Here is a 23,116-nt window from a genome sequence, read left to right as displayed (position 1 = left end):
CGATGCATATCCCACCCCATGACAACCAAAATAAACCCATCGTTGACGTAGATCACGACTTAGTGCCGCTGAATTATTTCAACATCGTTAAGCTGAAAAAGGGCGAGGTGTTCGACTATCAGGTTGCGGGATATGAGACCTGCATCGTGCCCGCTACGGGCAGTGTCGATGTGGATGTCGATGGCGCGTCCTATCCCCGCCTTGGCAATCGCGGGGTCGATGTTTGGGATGGCGAACCTGAGGGGGTTTATGTTCCCGTGGGCGCGCGGGTGCGGATCACATGTGTTAGTGACACGACCGAAACCTTCATTGCGGGGGCCAAATATGACAAGGTTTTGGAACCGTTTGATGTGCGCGAGGCAGAATTAGATGTGATCCAATACGGATCGGATGACACCAAAACGCATCGCAAGATCAAACATATCCTCGGCACTAAATACGCGGATAAGGTGGGGCGGCTCTTGGTTTCGGAATTGTTCACTGTAGGGGCAGGGGGATGGTCAGGCTTTCCCAGTCACAAACATGACACGGATAGAACAGATGACGCGGGCGAGATCATCGAAACCCGTCATGATGAAACCTATAATTTCCGCTTCCGCCCGAATTACGGGTCGGGTGTGCAAATGTTGCAACGGGTCGATAATGAGGTGGGCGAAGCCTATCATATTATGGATGGCTCGACCATTTTGCTTGATAGTGGCTATCACCCTTGCGCCGCGCTGCCGGGCTATGAGATGTATTACTTCACCATTCTAGGCGGGCGGAGCCAACGCTCGCTCAAACAATATTTCCAACCAACCCATGCCGAACAGATCCACACGATCCCAGGCATTTTGGATATGGTGGCCAAGTTTAAATGACCCGCGCGACCCTCACCGATGTCCTGACGCCCGCCTTAGCCCAAGGTTATGCGGTGGCAGGCGTGGTCTGTTTGGGGTGGGAAGACGCGCGCGCCTACACGCGCGCCGCGGAATTAGAGGGGCTGCCCATTATTTTGCAGGCGGGCCCAGGCGCGCGGGCGCATATGCCGATTTCGGTTTGGGGGGCGATGTTTGGCGAATTGGCCGAAAGCGTTTCAGTGCCCGTGGTCAGCCATTTGGATCACGGCACGTCATTTGAGGAGTGCGCCGCAGCAATAGCAGCAGGGTTTTCCTCGGTGATGTTTGACGGCTCGGCGCTGCCCCTGTCGCTAAACATTGTCCGCACCGCCGAAATCGCAGAGATGGCCCATGCGGCAGGTGTCTCTTGTGAAGGTGAAATTGGGTATGTCGGCTATGCGGATGGGGCAAAATCGCGGGGCACAGACCCTGAAGAGGCTGCCCGATTTGCCCAAGAGACGGGCATAGATGCAATGGCGATTTCCATCGGGAATGTGCATTTGCAACAAGAAAAGCACCACGGTCTGGATCGCAACCGCCTTGCCGCGATTGAGGCGCTTTGTGACATTCCACTGGTTATTCATGGCGGCTCAGGCGTGCCTGTGCGAGAGCGTCAAGATTTGGCGCGCATGTCTAAGATTTGTAAATTCAACATCGGAACCGAATTGCGCATGGGTTTTGGTGCGGCCTTGTCCCATGTGATGTCAGAGCAGCCCGCCGAATTTGATCGTATCAAAATCCTTGGCCAAACCGAGGAAGCCTTGGTCGCGCTGACCCGCCCCGTTTTGCGCGCGCTGAAACCCTAAACCTCCAGATCGTGCAGATGCGCCTGATAGGGTTTTGCGGTCGGGGGTAAGGTTTTCTCAATCCGATATTCGGGGTCACTCAACTGCATTTTCAGCGCATGCGCCACCTCGCGCAGCCCATCGACAAAGCCACGATTTGCAGGCGGCAGATCATGTTTGATCGCCTCATGCAGGGCGGGCAGATTGTGATAGGGCACCATGGGGAACATATGATGTTCGACATGGTAATTCATGTTCCAATAGATGAAACGGCTGATGGGGTTCATGTAAACGCTACGGGAATTGAGGCGGTGATCCAGCACGTTATCGGCCATGCCCGTATGCTGTAGTAAGCCCGTCATGATCAGATGCCATGACCCCAAGACGGCAGGGCCAACGCCCACCAACATCAACGGCAAGATCGACCCTGTAATCGGCACCAATGCCAAAACCACGGCGCAGATCGCAAGCCAAATCTGCGCAATCACCTGCGCCTTTTTCCAATAGCGGTCAGGGGTGAAACTGCGTTCTTCTTTGTTCAGCCCATAAAGGGCGTGGCGGAACGTGGCCTTGAACCCATCCCATGTATGGCTGCCAATAAAGAGCCATAGAACCCTAAATATTTGCGGCGGGCGCATGGTGATAATTTCGGGATCACGGCCCACGATGATCGTGTCGGTGTGGTGGCGGGAATGGCTCCATCGCCACAAGACAGGATTACGGAACAGCATGAAGCAAGCGATGTGATAGACCACGGCATTCATCCAAGGGGTCAAGAACGCCGTGCGATGACCTGCCTCGTGCCAGCGGCTATCTGCGCCTGCGGTGTAAAATGTGGCATAGATCACCCAAAATGGCGCTGACCACCATGACCCCCACAGCATGATCCCGCCTGTGGCAGAGGCGATCAAGACTGCGAAATAAAGGATCGTATCACGAATGGCAGGCCCGTCTTTGCGCTGCATCAGGCGGCGCATATCCTCGCGCGGGATATCCGAGTGATACCACTGCGCAGCAGCCAGACCCTTTTCCTCTGCCTCGACCGCAGATGCGCCAAGCAGGCTGTAATCTCGGGTGATTTTGTTCACGGGCATCCTCCCTTATGCACGCCTTTACAGATGCAACCATTGCCACTCATTTCTGTCAATCCTTTCCACGATTAACCGCTTTGCGCCTTGCCGCCCAAAGGGGCAGCGGTTAGGTTTTGCGCGAAAAGAGGCATTGCCAAAGGAGGGGCAACCCATGGGTCAGATTGATCAATCACAATTCGCCATATATCCGAGCCTAAAGGATAAATCCGTCTTTGTTACGGGCGGTGCATCTGGGATTGGCGCGGAAATCGTCAAGGCTTTTGCGGTGCAAGGCAGCCGCGTTGGTTTTGTCGATATTGATGCCAAAGGCGGTGCGGCCTTGGCCGCCGAATTGGGCGATACTGTGCATTTCGAGCAATGTGACCTGCGCGATATTTCTGCATTGCGAACAGCCTTCAAATCATTGGCTGAGGCCTGCGGGCCCGCACATGTTTTGGTGAATAACGCTGCCCGTGATGATCGTCATGACTGGCGGACAGTCGAACCCGATTATTGGGACGAGCGATATGCAACGAACCTGCGTCATATGTTTTTCGCCATTCAGGCCGTAGCGCCCGCGATGATTGAGGCGCGTGGTGGCTCGATCATCAATTTTGGGTCCAACTCTTGGATGCAGGCCAGTGGCGATATGCCCGCCTATACCAGTTCTAAATCGGCCGTGCACGGCCTGACCCGCACAATGGCGCGCGATTTGGGGGATCATCGCATTCGGGTGAATACGGTCGTTCCGGGCTGGGTGATGACAGAGCGGCAAAAACAGCTTTGGGTGACGCCTGAGGCCTTGAAAGAGGCGCTCGATCGTCAATGTCTGCCCGATGAGATCGAACCCGTTTATCTCGCGCGGATGGTTTTGTTCTTGGCCTCTGACGATGCGGCCATGTGCACCGCAAATAATTACATGGTCGAGGCTGGATCAATCTAAGCGACCAAGGGGGCGGCAGATTTGCCGCCCTTATTCCTTGCTTGGGACATCTTCCCACAGGACAAAGAAATTCCACCCGCAATAGATCGTGATGGCTGCGATGAATGCGGCCCACCCATAGGTTTGGTTCCAAATCTCGACCCCTGTCCAGAAGCAGAGAAATATGATCAAGGCCACCCGCCGCCACAGCGGGTTGAAAATGGGATCAGAAAGGGTTTTATGCGCGGCCATATCTCACCCTTTTCGCGCCTGATCCCACAGCGCTGACAAGCTGCGGTAGCGATCTGCCATTTGCGAAATTGCCTGCGCATCGCTGATTTGCCCCGTAAGCCACGCGCGGGCTGCATCGCCAAAAATTGTGCGCCCCACTGCAAACCCTTTGACCAAGGGCTGACGGGCGGCGAAGGCGAAACTTGCGGCCAAATCATCGGCGAGGGCATCAAGGCCCAAAACCAAAATCCCCCGCGTATGTGCATCGTTTGCCGTGATTGTTTGGGTCACAGCCCCCCAAGAGGCGTCATCGGCAAAGGGCTCCAATTTCCACCAATCGGGAAAGATGCCTGCATCATAAAAGCGTTGGATCACGGCGGGGGTAGTTGTCTGATCCACTGCGCCGCGTTTTGAGGGGATCACCTCAAGCAAGAATTCCAACCCATTGCGGCGGGTCGCCGCAAAGAGGCGGCTGACGGTGTCGATCTGGTTTTGCCACAGCGCAGCGTCATCTTGGGGATGGCAAAAGCACAGGCATTTCACCACATGATTGCGCGGCCACTCCTTAAGAACGCCGAAATCAGGGCCAAGTTCAGGTTCAAGCACCAAAGGGCAGGAGCCCGGCCATTCCACAGGGCGGCCAATCCAAAGCGGGCTGTCAGAGGCCGCCTGCAAGGCAGAGCGACCCAATCGGTTGTCGCATAAAATGCCATATCCCGCCTGATCATCCGCCACAACGCGCGCCGCTTGGAGGCAAAGCTCTTTGAACGCATCAATTTTTGCGGGGTTTGCCCCGTCCATCTCTTCAAGTTGCATACGATGGTCAAACGCAAAGATGTGCATATCGGGCAAATCTGGCCCCCGATTGGTGGCCCAATGAACCTGCTCTAACGGCCCATCATTGCGCAAGTCGGGCCGCGTGATCCCGCGTGCGAGGAAGAATTGTAGCTCCTCCCATGACGGGTAGGCGGGGGTGCAGCCATGACGAGACACCGCAAATGCGCCGCAGGCATTGGCGTATTTTAGCGCGGTCGCCCAATCAATCTGATCCGCGGGGCAATCAAGCCACCCTTTGATAAGGCCCGACATAAACCCGTCCCCCGCGCCAAGCACGTTGAATACCTCAATCGGAAAACCCTGACCTGCGATCCCGTCATCAAGGCTTGCAGGGATCTCGCCTGTGATTGCCACGGCCCCTGCGGCCCCACGTTTGCACACCAATGTGGCACCGCTGACCGCGCGCACGGCCCGAAGCGCCGTCAGCGTATCGGTGCTGCCGCCTGCAATGTGAAATTCTTCCTCCGTGCCCACGATAAGGTCAAAGAGATGCAAGGTTGATTGCAGTTTGGCCGTAACGGCCGCGCTTTCCACAAAGCGGCTTTCGCCATCGCCATGCCCTGCCACGCCCCAGAGGTTCGGGCGATAATCAATATCAAGGGCGGTGCGGGCACCCCCCTCGCGGGCTAAGCGCAAGGCTTTCAATACTGCGGCTTCGGTCTGCGGGTGGCTGAGATGCGTGCCTGTTGCCACGACTGCGCGGGCGCGCGCGATATAGGCGGGGTCTATATCGTCTTCGCACAGCCCCATATCGGCGCAATTCTCGCGATAAAAAATCAAGGGAAAGCGTTCTTGATCACGGATCCCCAACAGCACCAATGCGGTCAGGCGATCAGGATCGACTTTGATGCCCTCGATATTGACCCCTTCGCGGGTCAGTTCTTCGCGAATAAAGCGCCCCATATGCTCATCACCCACACCCGTGATAAGGCCAGATTTCAGCCCCAAACGCGCTGTGCCTGCGGCCATATTGGTGGGCGAGCCGCCAATATATTTGTTAAAGCTGCGCATATCCTCCAAGCGGCCACCGATTTGGGCGCCATAAAGGTCAACCGAAGCGCGGCCAATTGTGATGACATCAAGGTCTTTTTTCACGCTCATTGCGGATCTTTCCTTTGGAAGTCGGTGTTCAAGTGTCTTTTTGGGTCACATGGGGGATCAGCGGTGCCTCCGCCCCCTTTTGTAGGCGCGCCGCTGTCGCCACCACCAAAGCCTGCGCCACGCACATAGGCGCGGCCAAGGAGCGCGAGAGGCTTTGCTGATATTCGGGTACGGCAAACAGGATCTTTGCCGATTTTGCGAGGGGCGATAGGGTCGTGTCGGAAATGGCAATCACATCATGCCCCGCCGAGGCGGCCTGATCGACAATCTGCACAACCTCATTGGCGTAGTAGCGAAAGGATACAGCAAACAGCACGTCCCGCGGCCCCATACTGCGCGCCATATGGGTGGCAAGGCCGCCGCTGGCATCCAGAAGGATGCAGCGTTTGCCAATCATGGTCAGCAGATAGCGCATGAGCAAAACCACGGGCGAAGATCGATTTTGTCCGACCAAATAAATGGTTTCGGCCCGCTCCATCAGCTTGGCGGCGGCGGCCATATCAAGGCCTGAAATCTCATCAACCAGACCTTCGAGCGAAGCAATGTCTTGCACGATCATCTCGCGCAGGAATCCGATTTCCGAGATATCATCGCGCGCGGCCATCCCATCACGCAAGGATTGCACGCGCGCCCCAAATCCAGGCGCAGCCGTCTCTAGGCGTTGTTGGAATAGGGCCTGCACATCCCGAAACCCTTTATACCCCAAGGCCTGCGCAAAGCGCACGAAACTCGAGGCATGCACCCCGCAGCTTTCGGCAATCGCATTGACCGAGCGCACCGCCACATCATTTGGGTTCTGCGTCAGATAGAGCGCGATGGCCTGATAGGTGTTGCTCATCGCACTGTGACGTTCATGGATCAGGCGGATGAACCCCTCATAGGTATCAGGCGGCGGGGTATCGGTGGGGGGGGTGTTGTGATCCATCACGCCCCCGATCAGACTGTCGCGATCCACGCCTCGGATTTGGCCGAAGCTTGAATGGTTTCAACCAGATATTGAATGCGCAACCCCGCACGGAAGTTAAAGGGTTCAGGCGCGCGATCTGCGATGGCATCAAGATAGCCTGCGATCTCAATCGCCTTGAGGTCGTTAAAGCCAATCTGATGGCCCGGTGCCACACAGAATTGCCCATAGGGCGGGTGATCTGGGCTGGCCTCGATTTTGCGAAACCCCTGACGGCCTGTTGCGTCATCGGTGTTGTAGAAATGCAGTTCGTTGAACCGCTCGCCCGTAAAGATGAGTGCGCCCTTGCTGCCATAGACCTCGAAATCATGCTGCATCTTGCGACCCGTGGCGACCCAATTGGCCTCAATCGAGCCCGTTGCGCCATTTTCAAACCGCAGAAAGGCGCGCCCGACATCATCGACCTCAATTTTGCGGGTGGATCCAGTGGCATCCTTGCGGTGGTCAATCATGGTGACGCAATCCCCCATAACGCGGGTGATGGGCCCCAACAGATATTCTGCCGTGGCCAAGGCATGGCTGCCAATATCGGCCAAGGCCCCACCGCCCGCAGGGTCATGACGGAAGGAATAGGGCGCGTTTGCATCACGCATATAATCCTCGGCATGCACGCCGCGATAGCTGCGAATGTCACCCAATTCGCCGCCAGCAATCATCTCGCGGGCAAGCGCCATGATAGGGTTGCACAGGTAATTGAAACCAACTTGGGTTTTGATCCCTGCCGCCTCTGCCGCCATGGCCATCTCCTCTGCGTCACGCGCCAAGGGGGCCAAGGGCTTTTCGCAATAGACATGCTTGCCCGCCGCAATCGCTGCCATGGTCATTTCTTTGTGCAACGCATTTGGCGCGGTGATATCGACCACATCTATATCGGGGTTTTCGATCAAATCCTGCCACCGATCTGTGGCATGGGCAAAGCCAAACCCTGCCGCCGCGGCCTGCGCCCCCGCAAGCGTGACATCGGCCAGCGTGTGTAATTCCACCACATAGGGCAAATCAAACACCCGCGCGGCGGTGGCAAAGCCAAACACATGCGCTTTGCCCATAAAGCCCGATCCAATCAAGCCGATGCGAAGTTTCGGTTTAGCTGCCATTGATTGCCTCGTGATTGACAATGAGCGCAGGATCAATCCTGCCTTTGATAAAGTTCAGCGCGTTTTCCACACAGGCGCAGGCCATACGTTCAGCCGCCTCATTGGACAGCCCGCCAATATGGGGCGACAGGATCACCCGCGGATCCGAGAAAAGTGGGTTATCAAGGGCAGGGGGTTCGGATTGGAACACATCCAACCCTGCCGCGGCCACCGTGCCATCCTTGAGCGCAGCCAACAGGGCCGCCTCATCGACAACGCCACCGCGCGCCGTGTTGCAGATCACTACACCGCGTTTCAATTGCGCAAAGGCGGCGCGATCCAACAGCGCGCCTTTGGCGGCGGGGATATGCACCGAAATGAAATCAGCCTCAGCCAAGGCTGCGGATAGATCTGTCACTTCTTGCGCGGCCCCTTCGGGCCATGCGCCCATTTGGGAAAGATAGGGGTCATAGGCGGATATATGCATGCCAAACCCATCGGCCATTTTCGCCAAACGCCGCCCGATGCGGCCATAGCCGATGATCAAGAGGCGTTTGTTATACACTTCGCGCGCGCTCAAAAGATTACGCCAGTTCCAATCGAACCCTTCGCTACCACGTGTGGCGAAATGCGCTTCTAGCGCCTGTTTCGCCCCTGCAAGCATCATCATCATGGCCTGCTCGGCCACGGAGATAGAATTCACATCCCCCACAATGGCCAAGCCAATCCCGCGGGCAGATAATGCATTTACATCCACCGCGTCATATCCCACGCCGTGGCGCGAGACGATTTTCAGGTCTGGTGCAGTTGCAATCATCTCAGCCGTTAGGGGTTGTGTGCGCAGCACAAGGGCATCGGCCTGCGGCAGATAGGGCAGATAGGCCGTAGGTGCGGGATCGGTCACATAGGTGACATCCACGCCCTGCGTTTTAAGCCGCTCAAGCAGCGCCTCACCCGTTGGATGAAGCGCCCCTGCAACCAAGAGCCGTGTCATCAATAGCCCCCTTTGCCAGCACCCGTGCTGTCCGAACCACCGGCGCGGCCCACAACCTCATGCCAGCCTGTGACCGCCGCGCGGGCTGATTGCGCCAAAAAGCGCACATCACCCCCAACAGTGGTGAGGCGATAGCCCCACTCAATGGCGCGGGCAGCATAGGCGGGGCTGCCACAATGCAGGCAGGCGGCGATTTTGTTCTTGCGACATACGGCGGCAATTTCCTTAATCATCGCGATCATCTCGGGTTCTTCGCGGTCAAATCCTGGGGGCAAACGCCCCGCTTGGGTGCCGAGGGTCAAATCAGCAGGGCCTACATAAATACCGTCTAGGCCAGGGGTCGCTGCGATCTCCTCAAGATTTTCCATGCCTGCCGCGGTTTCGATCATGGCAATGGCCAGAACCTGCGCATTCGCGTCTTTGACGTTGTAACTGGGGTCAGCAATCACCGCGCGGGTCGGGCCATAGCTGCGCTGCCCATGCGGGGGGTAGCGCAGATAGCTGACGAATTCTTCTGCTTCGGCGCGAGAATTGACCATGGGGCAGATGATCCCCTCAGCGCCCATATCCAAGGCCTTCATGATCCAACTGGGGTCACGCCACGGCACGCGGGCCATGATCGTGGGGCCTGCATTGCGCAAGGCCTGCACCATCGGCAAAGCCATGCCATAATCCAACGCGCCATGCTGCATATCAATGGTGATGCTGTCAAAACCCTGCGCCGCCATGATCTCGGCGGTAAAGCTAGAGCCGATGGAACACCACCCATTCAACGCGGGCTGATCCCCTTGCCATAAGGCCTTGAGTTTGTTTGCTTTCATTTCTAAACTCCCCATAACTGCGGTCGCGATTTGGGGGAATCCCTCGCCCAAAGTTTAAGCAAGCGCACAGTCTTTCAGCGTCACTATTGCAGCGTCAAAAAGTTTTTGCAATGATCGTTGCATCAAAATTTTTTTGTCAATATACATTTCGTGTGAGGACGAATCTAGCCTAGGGGAGGGGTGCTGGTATGAGTAACCGAGCAAGTGCAAACGGCACTGTGCGTCTAACTATGGCGCAGGCGATCGTGCGCTACATGGTTAATCAATTCACCATCATTGATGGCGAGGAGGTGCCGCTGTTTGCAGGGGTGTTCGGGATCTTTGGCCACGGTAATGTCACCTGCTTGGCCGAAGCACTAGAGCGCGTTCAAGATCAGCTTCCCACATGGCGCGGCCAGAATGAGCAATCCATGGCCTTGGCCGCGATTGCCTATGCCAAAGCAAAGAAACGCCGTCAGATCATGGTCGCGACTTCATCGGTCGGGCCAGGTGCCACGAATATGGTCACCGCCGCGGGTGTTGCGCATGCCAACCGCTTGCCCGTCTTGTTGTTGTCGGGCGACACTTATGTAAACCGCTTGCCCGATCCTGTGTTGCAGCAGGTCGAGCATTTCGGGGATCCAAGCATCACGGTGAACGATAGTTTCCGCGCTGTGACGCGCTATTGGGATCGGATCACCCATCCAGCGCAGATCATCCAATCCTTGCCTGCGGCTGTGGCCACGATGCTAGACCCTGCAGATTGTGGGCCGGCCTTTTTTGGCCTGCCTCAGGACACGCAGGAATTGGCCTATGATTATCCAGAGGCTTTTTTCGAGCGCAAAGTTTGGACTATCGCCCGCCCACGCCCCTCGCGCGATCAGGTCGAGGCGGCGGTCGAAATTTTGAAAACCGCGAAAAACCCCTTCATAATCGCGGGGGGTGGGGTGCGCTATTCTGGGGCCGAGGCCGCGGTGGCAGATTTCGCGAAGCGCCGTGGTATCCCGATGGCTGAAACCATTGCCGGCAAGGGCGGCGTTGTGTATGACAACCCTGCCTATGCAGGCCCAATGGGGATTGAGGGCACCGAGGCCGCGCGGCAATTGGCCGAAACGGCGGATGTGGTGATCGCCATTGGCACCCGTCTGCAGGATTTCACCACAGGATCATGGACAACATTCCCAAAGGATGCGCGGTTTATCAATGTCAACGCGGCGCGGTTTGATGCGCAAAAGCACCGCGCACAGGCCGTTGTGGGGGATGCGTTTGAGGCGATTACCGAGATTGATGCGCAATTGGGGGATTGGTCTGCCCCTTCCGCCCGTATGACGCAGGCACAAAAATGGTATGCCGAGTGGAATGATTTCTTGGACAAGGGCCAAGCCCCCACAAATCACGCCGTGCCATCCTATGCGCAGGTCATTGGTGTTGTGAACCGCATGGCGCGCCCCGAGGATGTGATGGTGACTGCCGCAGGCGGATTGCCCGGTGAAACGATCAAAAATTGGCGCTGCAAAGCACCGCACACCTATGATTGTGAATTCGGCTATTCCTGCATGGGCTATGAGGTTGCAGGGGGCTGGGGCCACGCGATGGCGATGGCAGGCAGCAAAGGCACACCCATCGTCATGGTCGGGGATGGGTCTTATATGATGATGAATTCCGACATCCATTCCTCGGTGATCTCAGGCCATAAGATGATTGTTATCGTCTGCGACAACGGTGGTTATGCGGTGATCAATCGTTTGCAGACCAATACGGGCGGGGCAGGGTTCAACAACCTGCTGAAAGATTGCCGCGTGAAAGACCCAGCCAATGTGCGCCATGTTGATTTTGCAAAACATGCCGAGGCCATGGGGGCCTATGCGCGCCATTGTGACAGCCTTGCCGATCTAGAGGCCGCGATGGAATGGGCGCAGACCACCGATGCGACAACGGTGATTTCAATCGCCTCTGATGCCTATACTTGGACAGATGGCGGTGCGGATTGGTATGTGGGCGTGCCCGAAGTCAGCCCCCGTGAAAGCGTTCAAGCCGCCCGCAAGGGCCAAGAAGAATTCCGCAAAAAACAGCGGATTGGAGTGTAAACCTCATGTTGAAGGCCAAATTGGGCATTGCCCCGATTGCATGGTGGAATGACGACCTGCCTGAATTATCAGATGACGTCAGCCTAGAGGAATGTCTGACCCAAGCCTCGGAGGCAGGGTTTAGCGGCATGGAAACAGGCCGCCGCTTTCCAATGGATATGGCGGTTTTGGGCCCGATCTTGGATCGCTATCGGATCTCGGTTTGTGGCGGATGGTTTTCGGGTGAATTGCTTGATGGGGATATCGAGCGCGAAAAGGATCGCATTGCAGAGCAAATGGCGTTTTTCCAAGCCGCAGGCGCGCCGTGCATCGTCTACGGGGAAACAGCGCGGTCTGTGCAGGGCAAGCGCGAGGTGCCTTTGGCGCAAAAGCCAGCGATCAGTGAGGCCGAGATGGCCGCCTATGGGCGCAAGATGTCGGACTTTGCCGATTGGTGCGCGGCCCAAGGGATGCCGATTTCCTATCATCATCACATGGCCGCTGTGGTCGAAACCGAGCCTGAGCTTGATGTGTTTATGAAGCATTCTTCGGTTCCGCTGCTGTTTGATGCAGGGCATATGGCTTTTGCGGGCGGGGATAATTTACGCGTAATTGACAATCATCATGCGCGGATCTCTCATGTCCATACGAAGGATATTCGCAAAAAGGTTGTGGAAAAAATTGACAGAACTAGAAATAGTTTCCTTGATGCAGTGGTTATGGGAGTCTTTACTGTACCAGGCGATGGGGATCTCAATTTTTCTAGCATTATTGCCGCACTCGAAGGTGTCGGTTACGAGGGCTGGTTTGTTGTGGAGGCAGAGCAGGATCCCAAACTGAATTCGCCTCGTGAAATGGCGTCACTTGGACACAGAGTACTATCAGAGTTGTTTTCTAAATCTGGATATAGTGTAGAAATATAATGATTTTTAAAACTAATTTTTTTAGCATAGCCTCGCTTAAAATATTTTCTGTTTTTCTTTATTATAACTTGCGGAAGTGTTTAGTTAGCGCTAACAGGGCATTGTGCAATTAGATTTTGGCGCGGGATGCATTCTTGTGAGTAGTTTAGTTGGTAAAATTGCTGTTCTAACAGGCGCCACTCAGGGCCTTGGGGCAGCAATCGCTCGCGTATTTGCAGAGGCGGATGTAGAAGGCCTTATTGTTGTAGGTCGTAACGCTGCGAGAGGTCAGCGTGTTTGCGATCTTATCGCGGATGAATTTGGCACCCAATGTCACTTTGTGGGCGCGGATTTGGCCGATTTAGATGCCGTGCGTGGCATTATTCCTGCTACCAAGGCGCATTTTGGTCGATTGGACATTTTGGTAAATGCAGCAGGCATGACCGATCGCGGAAATCTGCTGAACACCAGCGACGCTCTTTTTGATAAAATGATTGCGGTCAATACACGCGCACCGTTTTTTTTAATGCAGGACGCTGTTTTGCTGATGCAAGAGGTTGGTGTTCATGGCAGCATCGTGAATATCGGATCCGCATCTTCGAGGGTGGGGCAGCCGTTTCTTGCGCCTTACGCGGTATCAAAGGGCGCGCTTGCTACGCTGAGCCGCCATGCGGGGTTTGCCCTGATGCGCAATAGGGTGCGGGTGAACCAATTGGATATCGGATGGATGAATTCCGATGGCGAACGCGCCTTGCAAGAGGCGGAGACGGGAGATCCAGGCGCCCTTGATCGCGCCGCAAAAGAGTTACCTTTCGGAAGACTGCTTGACCCGGTGGAAGTGGCAAAAGCAGTGTTGTGGATGGCGTCAGACGATAGTGGAATGATGACGGGCTCTGTTATTCATTTCGATCAATCTGTCTGGGGCGGGTATGATGGACAGGCACCTGCGCCTGCTCATGCATTGGTGCCGTGAGGAGGGGCCAAACGTGAGGACGCGCGCGTGGGTGTTTCAAAGAATTCTGCCATAAGCGCAGAATAACAGCTCTTCGGAGCATATAACTTGGGAGGAAGACCATGAAGAAACTCATTCTCACCGCTGCAGCAGCTGCTTTGATGGCAGGTGCGGCACATGCTGAGCGTTATGTTATGATCACCCACACGCAGGGCACAGACCCGTTCTGGCCTGTTGTGGAAAAAGGTGGTCGTGATGCAGCTGAGGCTGTAGGCGCGACCCTTGAATATAACTTTGACGTATCTGGCGACATGGCTGCAATGGCGCAGCTGATCGAAGCCGCAGCAGCAACGCAGCCCGATGGCATCATCGTATCGCTGCCTGACGCAGACGCGCTTGGTGGAGCAATCCGGTCCGCTGTTGCGGACGGCATTCCTGTGGTTACTATGAACTCAGGTCTTGAGTCATCCGCAGCGCTTGGTGCCTTGATGCACGTAGGTCAGCCAGAGCGTTTGGCAGGTCAAAAAGCAGGTGAGCGCGCCGCAGCAGAAGGCGTGACCAACGGGCTTTGCTTGAACCAAGAAGCGTTCAACACCGCGCTTGTGGATCGTTGCACAGGCTACTTCGAAGGTGTCGGCGGCGATCTGAACATGATTGACGTGTCAAACGACCCTGCACAGATCGAAACCCGTACCGCAGCGGCGCTGCAGGCAGACGCATCCATCGATGGCGTTTTGGCTGTTGGCCCACATGTCTGTGAAGCGGCAAACCGCGCGATCAAGGAAGTTGGCGCAGACGTGCATTTGGCATGTTTCGACCTTTCCCCCGGCGTTATGGACATGATCCAAGCAGGTGATGCGGCCTTCACAATCGACCAGCAGCAGCGTCTGCAGGGCTATATGCCTGTGATCGTTCTGCACCTCTACAACACAGGCGCAGGCCTGTTGCCTGGTGCGAACATCCCATCTGGCCCAGGCTTTGTGGATGCATCAAACGCGGCATCGGTTTCTGCACTCGCAGGTATCGATCGCTAAGTTTTTTGATCAGTCAAAACATGAAACAGGCGGGATTTCCCGCCTGTTTTCAGCTTCAAAATCCAGATAAAAACAGGATGTGAGATATGGCCGATCGAAGCGAAGCGAACAGGCTTCAACAAGAAACTGCCTTTCAAAAAATCTTACGCCGTCCCGAGATCGGCTCTTTCGTGGTGATGATTATCATCATTGTGGCCTTGGCGATTGCCTCGGATGGTAAGGCGTTTAACCCCTTGGGTCTGAAAAATAACATCGCGATTATTGCCCAATATGGGATCATTGCCACAGGGGCCGCTGTGCTGATGATTGCAGGCGAATTTGACCTGTCAATCGGTTCGATGATTGGCTTTGCGGGCATGTCGATGGCGATGATGCTGAAATGGGGTTTGCCCTTTGGTCTGGGCGAAGCAACCCCCGCCGCAGCGTTTTTCATCACCCTTGCGATGACCTTGGGGATTGGTTGGGTGATTGGCATGATCGTTGTGCGATCTGGCCTCTCGAGTTTTATCGTGACCTTGGCGTTTTTGTTTTTCTTGCGCGGGGTTACCGAAGTTTGCTTCCGCCTGATCAACCAATCGACCCAAATCTCGGGTTTGCAAGATTTTAAACTGGAAAGCTGGTTCGCCGACATCATGGGCGGCGAGGTTTTCGGGTGGTTCTATGATATTTGGTTCGCGCTTGGCGGTAATCTTAATCGCAATGGCGAACAATGGGTTCACGGGTTTGACGCGCGGTTTTTCTGGTGGATTGTGATCGCAAGCGTGGCCTATTTCGTGCTTAGCCGCACGCAAATCGGCAACTGGATTTATGCGACAGGCGATAACAAAGAGGCCGCGCGGGCCAATGGCGTACCAGTCGATAAGGTGAAAGTGGGCCTGTTCATGTTCACCGCCTTTTGCGCCACGATGTTTGCCGCATGTCAGGTGTATGACACCAACACATCAGATGCCGCAAAAGGCAATTTGATGGAATTGTTCGCGATTGCCATCGCGGTTGTGGGTGGCACACTAATGACGGGCGGCTTTGGATCCATCCTTGGCGTGGTCTTTGGGGCGATTACCGTTGGCCTTGTGGCGAATGCGGTGTTCTTCATTCCTGCTATCGATGGCGCATGGTTCCGCGTGTTCCTTGGCGGTATCCTGCTTGCTGCGGTTTTCGCCAATGAGCGTATCCGCAAGCGTATTACGGGAGGGATTTAACCATGGCCGAACCATATCTTCGCGTAGAAAATCTGGTCAAACGCTTTGGCCCTTTCACAGCCCTTGGTGGTGTTGACCTTGAGGTCTTTCCAGGTGAGGTGCATTGCCTTCTGGGGGATAACGGGGCGGGCAAATCGACCCTGATCAAAACCCTTGCAGGTGTTCACCAACCCACCGAAGGCAAAATCTATATCGAAGGCAAACCTGTCACCTTCCGCTCGCCGCGGGATGCGTCTGCGGCTGGCATTGGCACAGTGTATCAGGATTTGGCCCTGAACCCGTTGATGAGCGTCACCCGTAATTTCTTTATGGGTCGTGAATTGACAGGGCCCCTTGGCAGCTTGCGCATGAATGAAATGAACCAGATTGCGCATGATGAGATGCTGAAAATCGGTATTGATTTCTCTGACCCCACGCAGGCGGTTGGCACAATGTCGGGCGGACAGCGTCAGACATTGGCGATTGCGCGTGCGATTTATTTCGGGGCCAAGGTTTTGATCTTGGATGAACCAACATCAGCCCTTGGTCAGCGTCAGCAGATGGGTGTTTTGAAAACAATCAAACGCGTCCGCGCACGCGGGGACATTGCGATTATTTTCATCACGCATAACGAAATCCATTCGCGTCTGGTGGGGGATCGCTACACGTTCCTTGCGCTTGGTAAAACGATTGGGGCGGGCACCGCTGCCGAGATCGGTGACAAGGAAATGCGCCGCTTGATGTCAGGGGGCGCTGAGATGGGCGACCTTAAGGCAGAGCTAGACGCGATCTAATCTCGCTGTAACTGACAGCAGGGGCCGTTCGCGGCCTCTGCATCCGCGGGGTCATGTGTAACCAGAACCGCAGGAATATTGCGCGCGCGGATATGTGCAAAAACAAAGCGGCGCATCTCATCTCGCAATTCCATGTCCAAGGCCGAAAAAGGCTCGTCCATCAACAGCGCGCGTGGCTCTGCCAAGAGGCTGCGCATCAGGCTGGCACGGGATTTCTGGCCGCCTGAAAGGGTGTCGGGGTCTGCCCCATAGAGGCCCGCAAGGCCCGCTGTCTCAAGGGCTGCCTCTATGCTTGCGCGGCGCGCCGCGCGGTCGGCGCTTGACCGCAGGCCAAAGGCAAGATTGTCACCAAGGCTGAGATGGGGAAAGAGGCACGGATCTTGAAAAATCATGCCCACCCCGCGCGTTTCGGGGGCCAGTGGGGCGAGGTCTTGCCCCTCAAGGGTCACATGACCAGTCGCCGTGACGGATGGGTCAAGATGGCCTGCGATTGCCGCCAAAAGGCGTTTGATCATGAGGTCTCTCTCTCAATGCGTGTTCGGTGAAAAAGCCACCCATGCCGCGATGAGGCGGGTGAGTGTTGTAATGGCGCAGGCCGCCGCAAAAATAAACGCAAAGGCGGGGAAGGCCATGGGGAAAAGGCAAAAGACCACAAATGCGGCAATTGTTTCGGCCCCTTCGGTCAGGCCGCCCAAATAATAGAACCCTTTTTGTGGGAAGGCTGAAGAGTGCAATCCGCGTTTCGCGGCAATCACCGCATAGGCCATAAATGACACGCCCGTGCCAATGAAACTGGCCAGTAAGAGCGCAGCAGGAAGGGCGTTGCGGGTCGGATCTAAGAGCGCAAACCCAATTGGGATGCTCGCGTAAAAGAGAAAATCAAGCGCGATATCCAAAAACGCGCCCCGATCTGTTGGCCCCGCGATCCGCGCCACAGCCCCATCCAACCCGTCACAAAGGCGGTTGAGCAGGATGAACATAAGACCCAGCCCAAAGTGCCCCATGGCAAGCGCAGGCAGGGCGCACAGCCCCAGAGCAAAGCCAAACAAACTGATCTGATCTGCACTGATACCGGCCTTGTACAAGGCTTCGGCAAAGGGTCGGGTCAGGCGGCGTTGCAGGGGCAATAGGCGGGCATCGATCATTTTCCCAGCCTCCAGGCGTGAAACCGCTGCAGCAGCGCAAGGGCGCGGGGGTTCACGCGTGCTTTGCGCCAATTCCCCGCGACATATTTATTCGCCTCTGCGAGGGTTGGATAAATGTGAATGGTGCCCAAGATTTTGTTCAGCCCAAGCCCGTGTTTCATGGCCAAGGTGAATTCGGCCAAGAGATTTCCCGCCTCTTCCCCGATAATCGTGGCCCCAAGAATGCGGTCACTGCCTTTTGCGGTCAGCACCTTTACAAACCCCTTTGTGGTGCCATCGGCAATGGCGCGGTCAAGATCATCGAGATCATAGCGCGTGACCTCATAGGCCACGCCCTTGGTTCGGGCCTCGGCTTCGGACAGGCCAACGCGGGCGATTTCGGGATCGGTAAAAATCGCAAAAGGAATGGTGCGATAATCGGCTTTGCTGCGCTTAATATCCCCAAACAGCGCGTTTACGGCGGCGTAATATGCCTCGTGGCTTGCCGTATGGGTGAATTGATAAGGGCCTGCGACATCGCCTGCGGCGAGGATGTTGGGGAAAAGGGTTTGCAAATAGTCATTCGTGTCGACCTTGCGATCTGTGACAATCCCCAATTCTTCAAGGCCAAACCCCGTCAGGCGCGGGCTGCGCCCGACTGCAACCAAAAGATTATCGGCCAGGATCACCTCACGGCCCTCTGGCCCTTCGATTTCCACGGCAATCTGATCACCCGCACGGCTCACGGATTGCGCCGTGGTGCTTGTTTTGACGGCAACCCCATCCCCCTCTATCGCGGCCTGAAGGGCGGCGCTGACCTCCTCATCCTCGCGCGCCAAAAGCCGCGGCGCGCGTTCGATTTGTGTGACCTGAACCCCAAGCCGCGCGAAGCTTTGCGCCAATTCGCAGCCAATTGGTCCACCCCCTAAAACCACCATGGATTGTGGGGCGGTTTCACGGGTTTTCATCTCTGACCACAATGTGTCAGAGGTCAGGTAGGGCACATTGGACAGGCCCGTGATGGGGGGGATGGTCGGGGATGCGCCCGTGGCCACGATGATCGCGCGGGTGGATAAGGTCGTGACGCTGCCATCATTTTGCGTGATCTCAACATGCCAAGGGTCACGGATGCGGGCATAGCCTTTGATCACTTCAACCCCCAAACCCTCGTAGCGCTCTGCGCTGTCATGGGGCGCGATGGTTTCAATCACCGCATGAATGCGGGCCATGATGCGCGGGAAATCCACCTTGGGGGGCGTGGCGATGAGGCCGTATTCCTCGGCATGGGCAATGTCATGGGCGCGCTCGGCAGATTTGATCAATGCCTTTGAGGGGACGCAGCCAAAATTGAGGCAATCCCCCCCCATTTCGCTTGCCTCAACCAAGGTGACCTTGGCCTTGACCGCAGCGGCGATATAGGCCGAAACAAGACCAGCCGCGCCTGCGCCAATCACGATCAGATTGCGATCAAAACGGGCAGGGCGCGTATAGGGGCGATAGGCGCGATAGCGTTTGATGCGCGCAATTGCAAATTTTGCAATCCATGGAAAAAGGCCAAGCGCTGCAAAAGATCCAATCAGCGCGGGCGACAGGATATCAGCAACGGCTGTGATCGTTGCCAATTGCGTGCCTGCGTTCACATAAACGGCCGTTCCTGCAAGCATCCCCGCTTGGCTTACCCCGTAAAAGGTCAAGGCCTTCATTGGCGATAGGCCCATTACCAGATTAACCACGAAAAAGGGGACAATCGGCACAAGGCGCAAGGTAAAGAGGTAAAAGGCCCCATCGCGTGCAAGCCCACGATTGACCCCCTCAAGCCGCGCGCCAAATCGGCCCATAACCCAATCCCGTGCCAGATAGCGGGCGGTGAGAAAGGCCAAGGTCGCCCCAAGGGATGCGGCAAAGGACACCATCAACAGCGCTGACCAAAAGCCGAAAATTGCTCCTGCCCCCAAGGTCATCCAAACCGCCAAGGGCAGAGACAGCGCCGTGACCGCCACATAGATCAGGAAATAGAGGCCCCACAAAAGCCCTGCATTTTGGTCGCGCCATGTTTGCGCGTCATCGACAAAGTCGCGCAGCCCCTCAAGCGATAAATCAAGCGTGGATAGAGCCCAAAACCCCAAGACAATCAGCGCCACCAAAAATGCGGCTATTGCGCGTTTTTTCATCTTGGTCCCCTTAGCCTCATGCGACAGCGTTTCACCGCTTTTGAAGAAGAATCCCGCGCGCGCCTAGTCTTATTTCTCTCCCTCACACCCATGTGAGGGGGGTGTTACCGCATGACCAAAACGGGGGCTTTGCAGGATTGGATCATCTGCGTGGTGGTTGAGCCGATCATCAATTGGCGCACACGGCTGTGGCCATAGGCCCCCATCACCAAGAGATCATGGGCGGCGCCAGTGCTGCTGTCACTGTCACAGAGCCGCGCAAGCAGGTGCTCGGGCTCGCCCGCCTCAATGAGGATGTCAGCGCCCATTCCTGCCGCGGTCAGACGGTTTTTTGCCGCCTCAAGCGCTGTGATTTGTTCGGCGCTTGGTGTTCCCGCAAAAACCAAAGTGACGGCGCGCTTTGAAAACGCGGGCAAAGTGGCGACATAATCGACTGCCTTTGTGGCAGAGGCCCCACCATCAAATGCGATCAAAAGTTTTGAAATAGCGGCAAAGCTGCGATTGGCGATAAAGACGGGGCGGTGCGCGCTGCGCAAAATCCGTTCAAGGTTTGACCCCAGATGCGCCATGGCGTGGCTTGCCGCTTCGCCACGTTTGCCGATCATGATCATTTCAGCCGCTTGTTCTTTGTCAGCCACTGTATCCACAAGATCCCCCTGCCGCAGGCGAGTTTCGACCTCGACCCCCTCGGCGCTGATAAGGGCGGCGGCATCCTCTAGTACAGCGCGGCCTTGCTCTTGGGCCAATTTTGCGCGGGCTTCGTCAATTTGTGACAGCTCGGCCAAAAGGCGGCTGCGCGCACCAAGGCGAATTGCGCCGCTATAATCCCCCCGATCATGCCCCGAACGGCGACCTAAGATATGATAAAGCTTGACCTTCCACGCGTTCTGCCGTGCGATCCATGCTGCGTAATGGCACAGGCTTTCGGAATAGGCCGAGGCATCCACAAGCGCCATCAGGTTTGGTTTATCGGTCATCACACAATCCCCTCAATGGCCCGTCAGCGCATCCAAAGCGCCAGGTTTGTCATGAATGGCAAGTTTATCAACGATGGTCTCTGAGGCCTCGTTTAGGCCGATGACCTCAACCTCAGCACCCTCGCGGCGGAATTTCAAAATCGCCATATCCAAGGCTGCCACGGATGAAATATCCCAGATATGGGCATGGGTCAGATCAATGGTGACACGATCCAAGGCTTCGCGGAAATCAAAGGCCTTCATAAAATCTTCGGAGGAGGCAAAGAAAAGCTGGCCTTCAATCCGATAGTTGCGATGGCGTCCATCGGCGGTGATACTCGATGTAACGCGAAAGAGCTGCGAGATTTTCCACGCAAAGAAAATGCCAGAGAGAAGCACCCCGACCAAAACGCCAATCGCAAGGTTGTGCGTGTAAATCACAAAGAACACGGTCGCCAACATCACAATAGAGGAGGATTTGGGATGCTCGCGCAAATTGGTGATGGATGACCATGAAAATGTGCCAATCGACACCATGATCATAATCGCGACCAAGGCAGGCATCGGGATAATCGCCACAACATCGCCAAGCGAGACGCAGAGGATCAATAAGAAAATTCCCGCCACAAAGGTCGAAAGCCGTCCGCGCCCGCCTGATTTTACATTGATAATCGACTGCCCAATCATGGCGCAGCCCGCCATCCCGCCGATAAATCCCGTGGCGGAATTGGCCAGACCTTGGCCGATGCATTCTTGATTGCGATCTGACGCTGTGTCGGTCAGATCATCCACAATCTGCTGTGTCATCAGGCTTTCCAACAGGCCAACAACCGCAACGGCGAGTGAATACGGGAAAATGATCTGCAATGTTTCGAATGTCAGCGGGATATCAGGGATCAAAAATACGGGCAGCGTGTCAGGCAATTGTCCCATATCGCCCACGGTGCGCACATCCCACCCCATGAACACACATAGGGCCGTCAACACGATGATCGTGACAAGGGGCGAGGGAACAGCCCGCGTCAGACGCGGGAAAAGGTAGATGATCGCAAGCCCCGCCGCGACCAAGGGATAGGTCAAAATCGGCACATTGCGCGGGTCAAGCTCGGGCAGTTGCGCCATGAAGATCAAGATGGCCAATGCATTCACAAATCCTGTCATGACGGATTTTGAAACAAAGCGCATCACATAGCCCAGCCGCAAAAGACCCGCCATGATTTGCAAAAAACCCGCCAAAACCGTGGCCGCCAAGAGATATTGCAGCCCGTGATCGCGCACCAATGTCACCATCAAAACGGCGGTGGCGGCGGTGGCAGCCGAAATCATGCCAGGCCGCCCGCCTGTGATTGCGCAAATCACAGCGATGGAGAAACTGGCGTAAAGGCCTACTTTGGGGTCAACACCCGCAATGATGGAAAAGGCGATTGCCTCAGGGATCAGGGCCAAGGCCACAACCAATCCTGACAAAAGATCGCCACGGATATTATGCGTCCATTCATGGCGGTAATGCGCGAGAGATATCATCAAATCTAGTCCCTTGCCGGCCTTGGGATACCAAGGCGGGGTCATGTCCGATCAGCGTGATCAAGCGTTGATTTTGGCCGCGAGGGGCCAGTGCGCCCCCTATGCTGTTCGGGCGGGTTTTAGGGGGAAAAGCCGAACTTGCCAAGCCCAGAGGGCAAAGTCGCATTTTGGCTTGAGTTCGTGATGCCCGATGCTAACGCTGCCAAAGATGCAGTATAGCCGTGCCATAAATCCTGATCCAGCCGCCTTTGCGGATGTGTTTTTGAAAAGCTTCACCGCCTCTGCAGGGGCGGAGGAGGGGGGATTTGTATCAGCACTCGCGGCTGACTTAATCAAAACTACCCCAGAAAATGACATCGCAGCCTTTATTGCCCATGGGGGCGACCTGTGCGTGGGCGCGGTCATTTTCACGCGGCTCTATTTTCCGCAGACAAGTAGAATTGTGTTCTTGCTCTCGCCAATGGCGGTATTGCCAAACCATCAGGGGCAGGGCGTGGGGCAGGGGTTGATTGCTTATGCCCTGTCACAGTTGGTGGGCGATATTGTGGTCACATATGGCGACCCTGCGTTTTACGGAAAAACGGGGTTTGCGACCATTGACCCTGCGGTTTTGCCCGCACCTTACCCGTTAAGCCAACCGCAATGGTGGATTGCACAATCCTTGACAAAGGCCCCGATTTTGCCGCTAGAAGGCCCCGCGACCTGTGCGCCTGCCTTGCAAAACCCCGCATATTGGTAGGCCCCACCACCAACGCGGTAA

22 protein-coding genes are annotated in these 23,116 nt (G+C 55.9%); 10 read left to right on the top strand and 12 right to left on the bottom strand.

The annotated features are described in order from the left end of the window. Positions 1-2 precede the first annotated feature (2 nt). Together AAC636_RS07640 and AAC636_RS07635 are read left to right on the top strand one after the other, a co-directional pair. Entirely contained in the window at positions 3-860 is an 858-nt protein-coding gene (locus AAC636_RS07640) for a 5-deoxy-glucuronate isomerase (protein ID WP_340300990.1), read from the top strand. Continuing rightward, positions 857-1,684: a class II fructose-bisphosphate aldolase gene (locus tag AAC636_RS07635; protein WP_340300989.1), complete on the top strand. Its 828-nt coding sequence runs from the start codon at positions 857-859 to the stop codon at positions 1,682-1,684. The genes AAC636_RS07640 and AAC636_RS07635 overlap by 4 nt, the downstream gene beginning before the upstream one ends. Here the strand turns inward: AAC636_RS07635 and AAC636_RS07630 are convergent. Next, positions 1,681-2,751: a fatty acid desaturase gene (locus AAC636_RS07630; protein ID WP_445322546.1), complete on the bottom strand. Its 1,071-nt coding sequence runs from the start codon at positions 2,749-2,751 to the stop codon at positions 1,681-1,683. The genes AAC636_RS07635 and AAC636_RS07630 overlap by 4 nt on opposite strands. A 154-nt stretch (positions 2,752-2,905) precedes the next feature. Here AAC636_RS07630 and AAC636_RS07625 point away from each other — a divergent pair, with 154 nt between their 5' ends. Then, positions 2,906-3,676, top strand: coding sequence for an SDR family NAD(P)-dependent oxidoreductase (locus AAC636_RS07625; protein WP_340300987.1), 771 nt, complete (start codon positions 2,906-2,908; stop codon positions 3,674-3,676). A 30-nt stretch (positions 3,677-3,706) separates the two neighbouring features. On the opposite strand, the gene AAC636_RS07620 is transcribed toward AAC636_RS07625, so the two are convergent. Genes AAC636_RS07620 through AAC636_RS07595 form a run of 6 tightly spaced genes read right to left on the bottom strand, consistent with a single transcriptional unit; the run spans position 3,707 to position 9,676 of the window. Next, positions 3,707-3,907: a hypothetical protein gene (locus AAC636_RS07620; RefSeq protein ID WP_340300986.1), complete on the bottom strand. Its 201-nt coding sequence runs from the start codon at positions 3,905-3,907 to the stop codon at positions 3,707-3,709. A gap of 3 nt (positions 3,908-3,910) precedes the next feature. Beyond that, complete coding sequence (locus AAC636_RS07615; RefSeq protein ID WP_340300985.1) at positions 3,911-5,824, bottom strand: bifunctional 5-dehydro-2-deoxygluconokinase/5-dehydro-2-deoxyphosphogluconate aldolase; 1,914 nt, start codon at positions 5,822-5,824, stop codon at positions 3,911-3,913. A gap of 28 nt (positions 5,825-5,852) precedes the next feature. Continuing rightward, positions 5,853-6,779: a MurR/RpiR family transcriptional regulator gene (locus AAC636_RS07610; protein ID WP_340300984.1), complete on the bottom strand. Its 927-nt coding sequence runs from the start codon at positions 6,777-6,779 to the stop codon at positions 5,853-5,855. Beyond that, entirely contained in the window at positions 6,761-7,882 is a 1,122-nt protein-coding gene (locus AAC636_RS07605) for a Gfo/Idh/MocA family protein (RefSeq protein ID WP_340300983.1), read from the bottom strand. Before AAC636_RS07605 ends, AAC636_RS07610 begins: the two co-directional genes overlap by 19 nt. Beyond that, positions 7,872-8,855 carry a hydroxyacid dehydrogenase gene (locus AAC636_RS07600; protein ID WP_340300982.1) on the bottom strand — a complete coding sequence of 328 codons (984 nt, stop codon included), beginning with the start codon at positions 8,853-8,855 and terminating at the stop codon, positions 7,872-7,874. The genes AAC636_RS07605 and AAC636_RS07600 overlap by 11 nt, the downstream gene beginning before the upstream one ends. After that, positions 8,855-9,676, bottom strand: coding sequence for an HpcH/HpaI aldolase family protein (locus AAC636_RS07595; RefSeq protein WP_340300981.1), 822 nt, complete (start codon positions 9,674-9,676; stop codon positions 8,855-8,857). The genes AAC636_RS07600 and AAC636_RS07595 overlap by 1 nt, the downstream gene beginning before the upstream one ends. Positions 9,677-9,864: 188 nt before the next feature. Between AAC636_RS07595 and iolD the strand changes: the two genes are divergently transcribed. The 6 genes from iolD (at position 9,865) to AAC636_RS07565 (ending at position 16,581) form a co-directional block, all read left to right on the top strand. Further along, a complete protein-coding gene (gene iolD, locus AAC636_RS07590; protein ID WP_340300980.1) occupies positions 9,865-11,742 on the top strand; it encodes a 3D-(3,5/4)-trihydroxycyclohexane-1,2-dione acylhydrolase (decyclizing) in 1,878 nt (625 codons plus the stop codon). A gap of 5 nt (positions 11,743-11,747) precedes the next feature. After that, positions 11,748-12,644: a myo-inosose-2 dehydratase gene (iolE, locus tag AAC636_RS07585; RefSeq protein ID WP_340300979.1), complete on the top strand. Its 897-nt coding sequence runs from the start codon at positions 11,748-11,750 to the stop codon at positions 12,642-12,644. A 136-nt stretch (positions 12,645-12,780) separates the two neighbouring features. Beyond that, a complete protein-coding gene (locus AAC636_RS07580) occupies positions 12,781-13,596 on the top strand; it encodes an SDR family oxidoreductase (protein ID WP_340260601.1) in 816 nt (271 codons plus the stop codon). Between the two features lie 101 nt (positions 13,597-13,697). After that, positions 13,698-14,609 (top strand): sugar ABC transporter substrate-binding protein, encoded by a 912-nt coding sequence (locus AAC636_RS07575; protein ID WP_340251093.1) that lies wholly within the window; start codon positions 13,698-13,700, stop codon positions 14,607-14,609. A gap of 86 nt (positions 14,610-14,695) precedes the next feature. After that, entirely contained in the window at positions 14,696-15,808 is a 1,113-nt protein-coding gene (locus tag AAC636_RS07570) for an ABC transporter permease (RefSeq protein ID WP_340251095.1), read from the top strand. A gap of 2 nt (positions 15,809-15,810) precedes the next feature. Continuing rightward, positions 15,811-16,581: an ATP-binding cassette domain-containing protein gene (locus tag AAC636_RS07565; RefSeq protein ID WP_340260603.1), complete on the top strand. Its 771-nt coding sequence runs from the start codon at positions 15,811-15,813 to the stop codon at positions 16,579-16,581. On the opposite strand, the gene AAC636_RS07560 is transcribed toward AAC636_RS07565, so the two are convergent. The 5 genes from AAC636_RS07560 to AAC636_RS07540 form a co-directional block, all read right to left on the bottom strand. Beyond that, positions 16,578-17,096 (bottom strand): ATP-binding cassette domain-containing protein, encoded by a 519-nt coding sequence (locus AAC636_RS07560; RefSeq protein ID WP_340300978.1) that lies wholly within the window; start codon positions 17,094-17,096, stop codon positions 16,578-16,580. The genes AAC636_RS07565 and AAC636_RS07560 overlap by 4 nt on opposite strands. A 12-nt stretch (positions 17,097-17,108) precedes the next feature. Further along, positions 17,109-17,726 carry a CDP-alcohol phosphatidyltransferase family protein gene (locus AAC636_RS07555; protein ID WP_340300977.1) on the bottom strand — a complete coding sequence of 206 codons (618 nt, stop codon included), beginning with the start codon at positions 17,724-17,726 and terminating at the stop codon, positions 17,109-17,111. Continuing rightward, positions 17,723-19,876 (bottom strand): FAD-dependent oxidoreductase, encoded by a 2,154-nt coding sequence (locus tag AAC636_RS07550; protein WP_340300976.1) that lies wholly within the window; start codon positions 19,874-19,876, stop codon positions 17,723-17,725. The genes AAC636_RS07555 and AAC636_RS07550 overlap by 4 nt, the downstream gene beginning before the upstream one ends. A 104-nt stretch (positions 19,877-19,980) precedes the next feature. After that, a complete protein-coding gene (locus AAC636_RS07545; RefSeq protein ID WP_340300975.1) occupies positions 19,981-20,853 on the bottom strand; it encodes a universal stress protein in 873 nt (290 codons plus the stop codon). Between the two features lie 12 nt (positions 20,854-20,865). After that, positions 20,866-22,356: a SulP family inorganic anion transporter gene (locus tag AAC636_RS07540; RefSeq protein ID WP_340300974.1), complete on the bottom strand. Its 1,491-nt coding sequence runs from the start codon at positions 22,354-22,356 to the stop codon at positions 20,866-20,868. Between the two features lie 208 nt (positions 22,357-22,564). On the opposite strand from AAC636_RS07540, the gene AAC636_RS07535 reads away from it, so the two are divergent. Further along, a complete protein-coding gene (locus AAC636_RS07535) occupies positions 22,565-23,095 on the top strand; it encodes a GNAT family N-acetyltransferase (RefSeq protein WP_340300973.1) in 531 nt (176 codons plus the stop codon). Positions 23,096-23,116 lie beyond the last annotated feature (21 nt).

Source organism: Roseobacter sp. HKCCD5988 (genome assembly GCF_037830355.1).
GTDB lineage: Bacteria > Pseudomonadota > Alphaproteobacteria > Rhodobacterales > Rhodobacteraceae > M30B80.
This window is presented reverse-complemented; position numbering and strand designations above follow the sequence as displayed.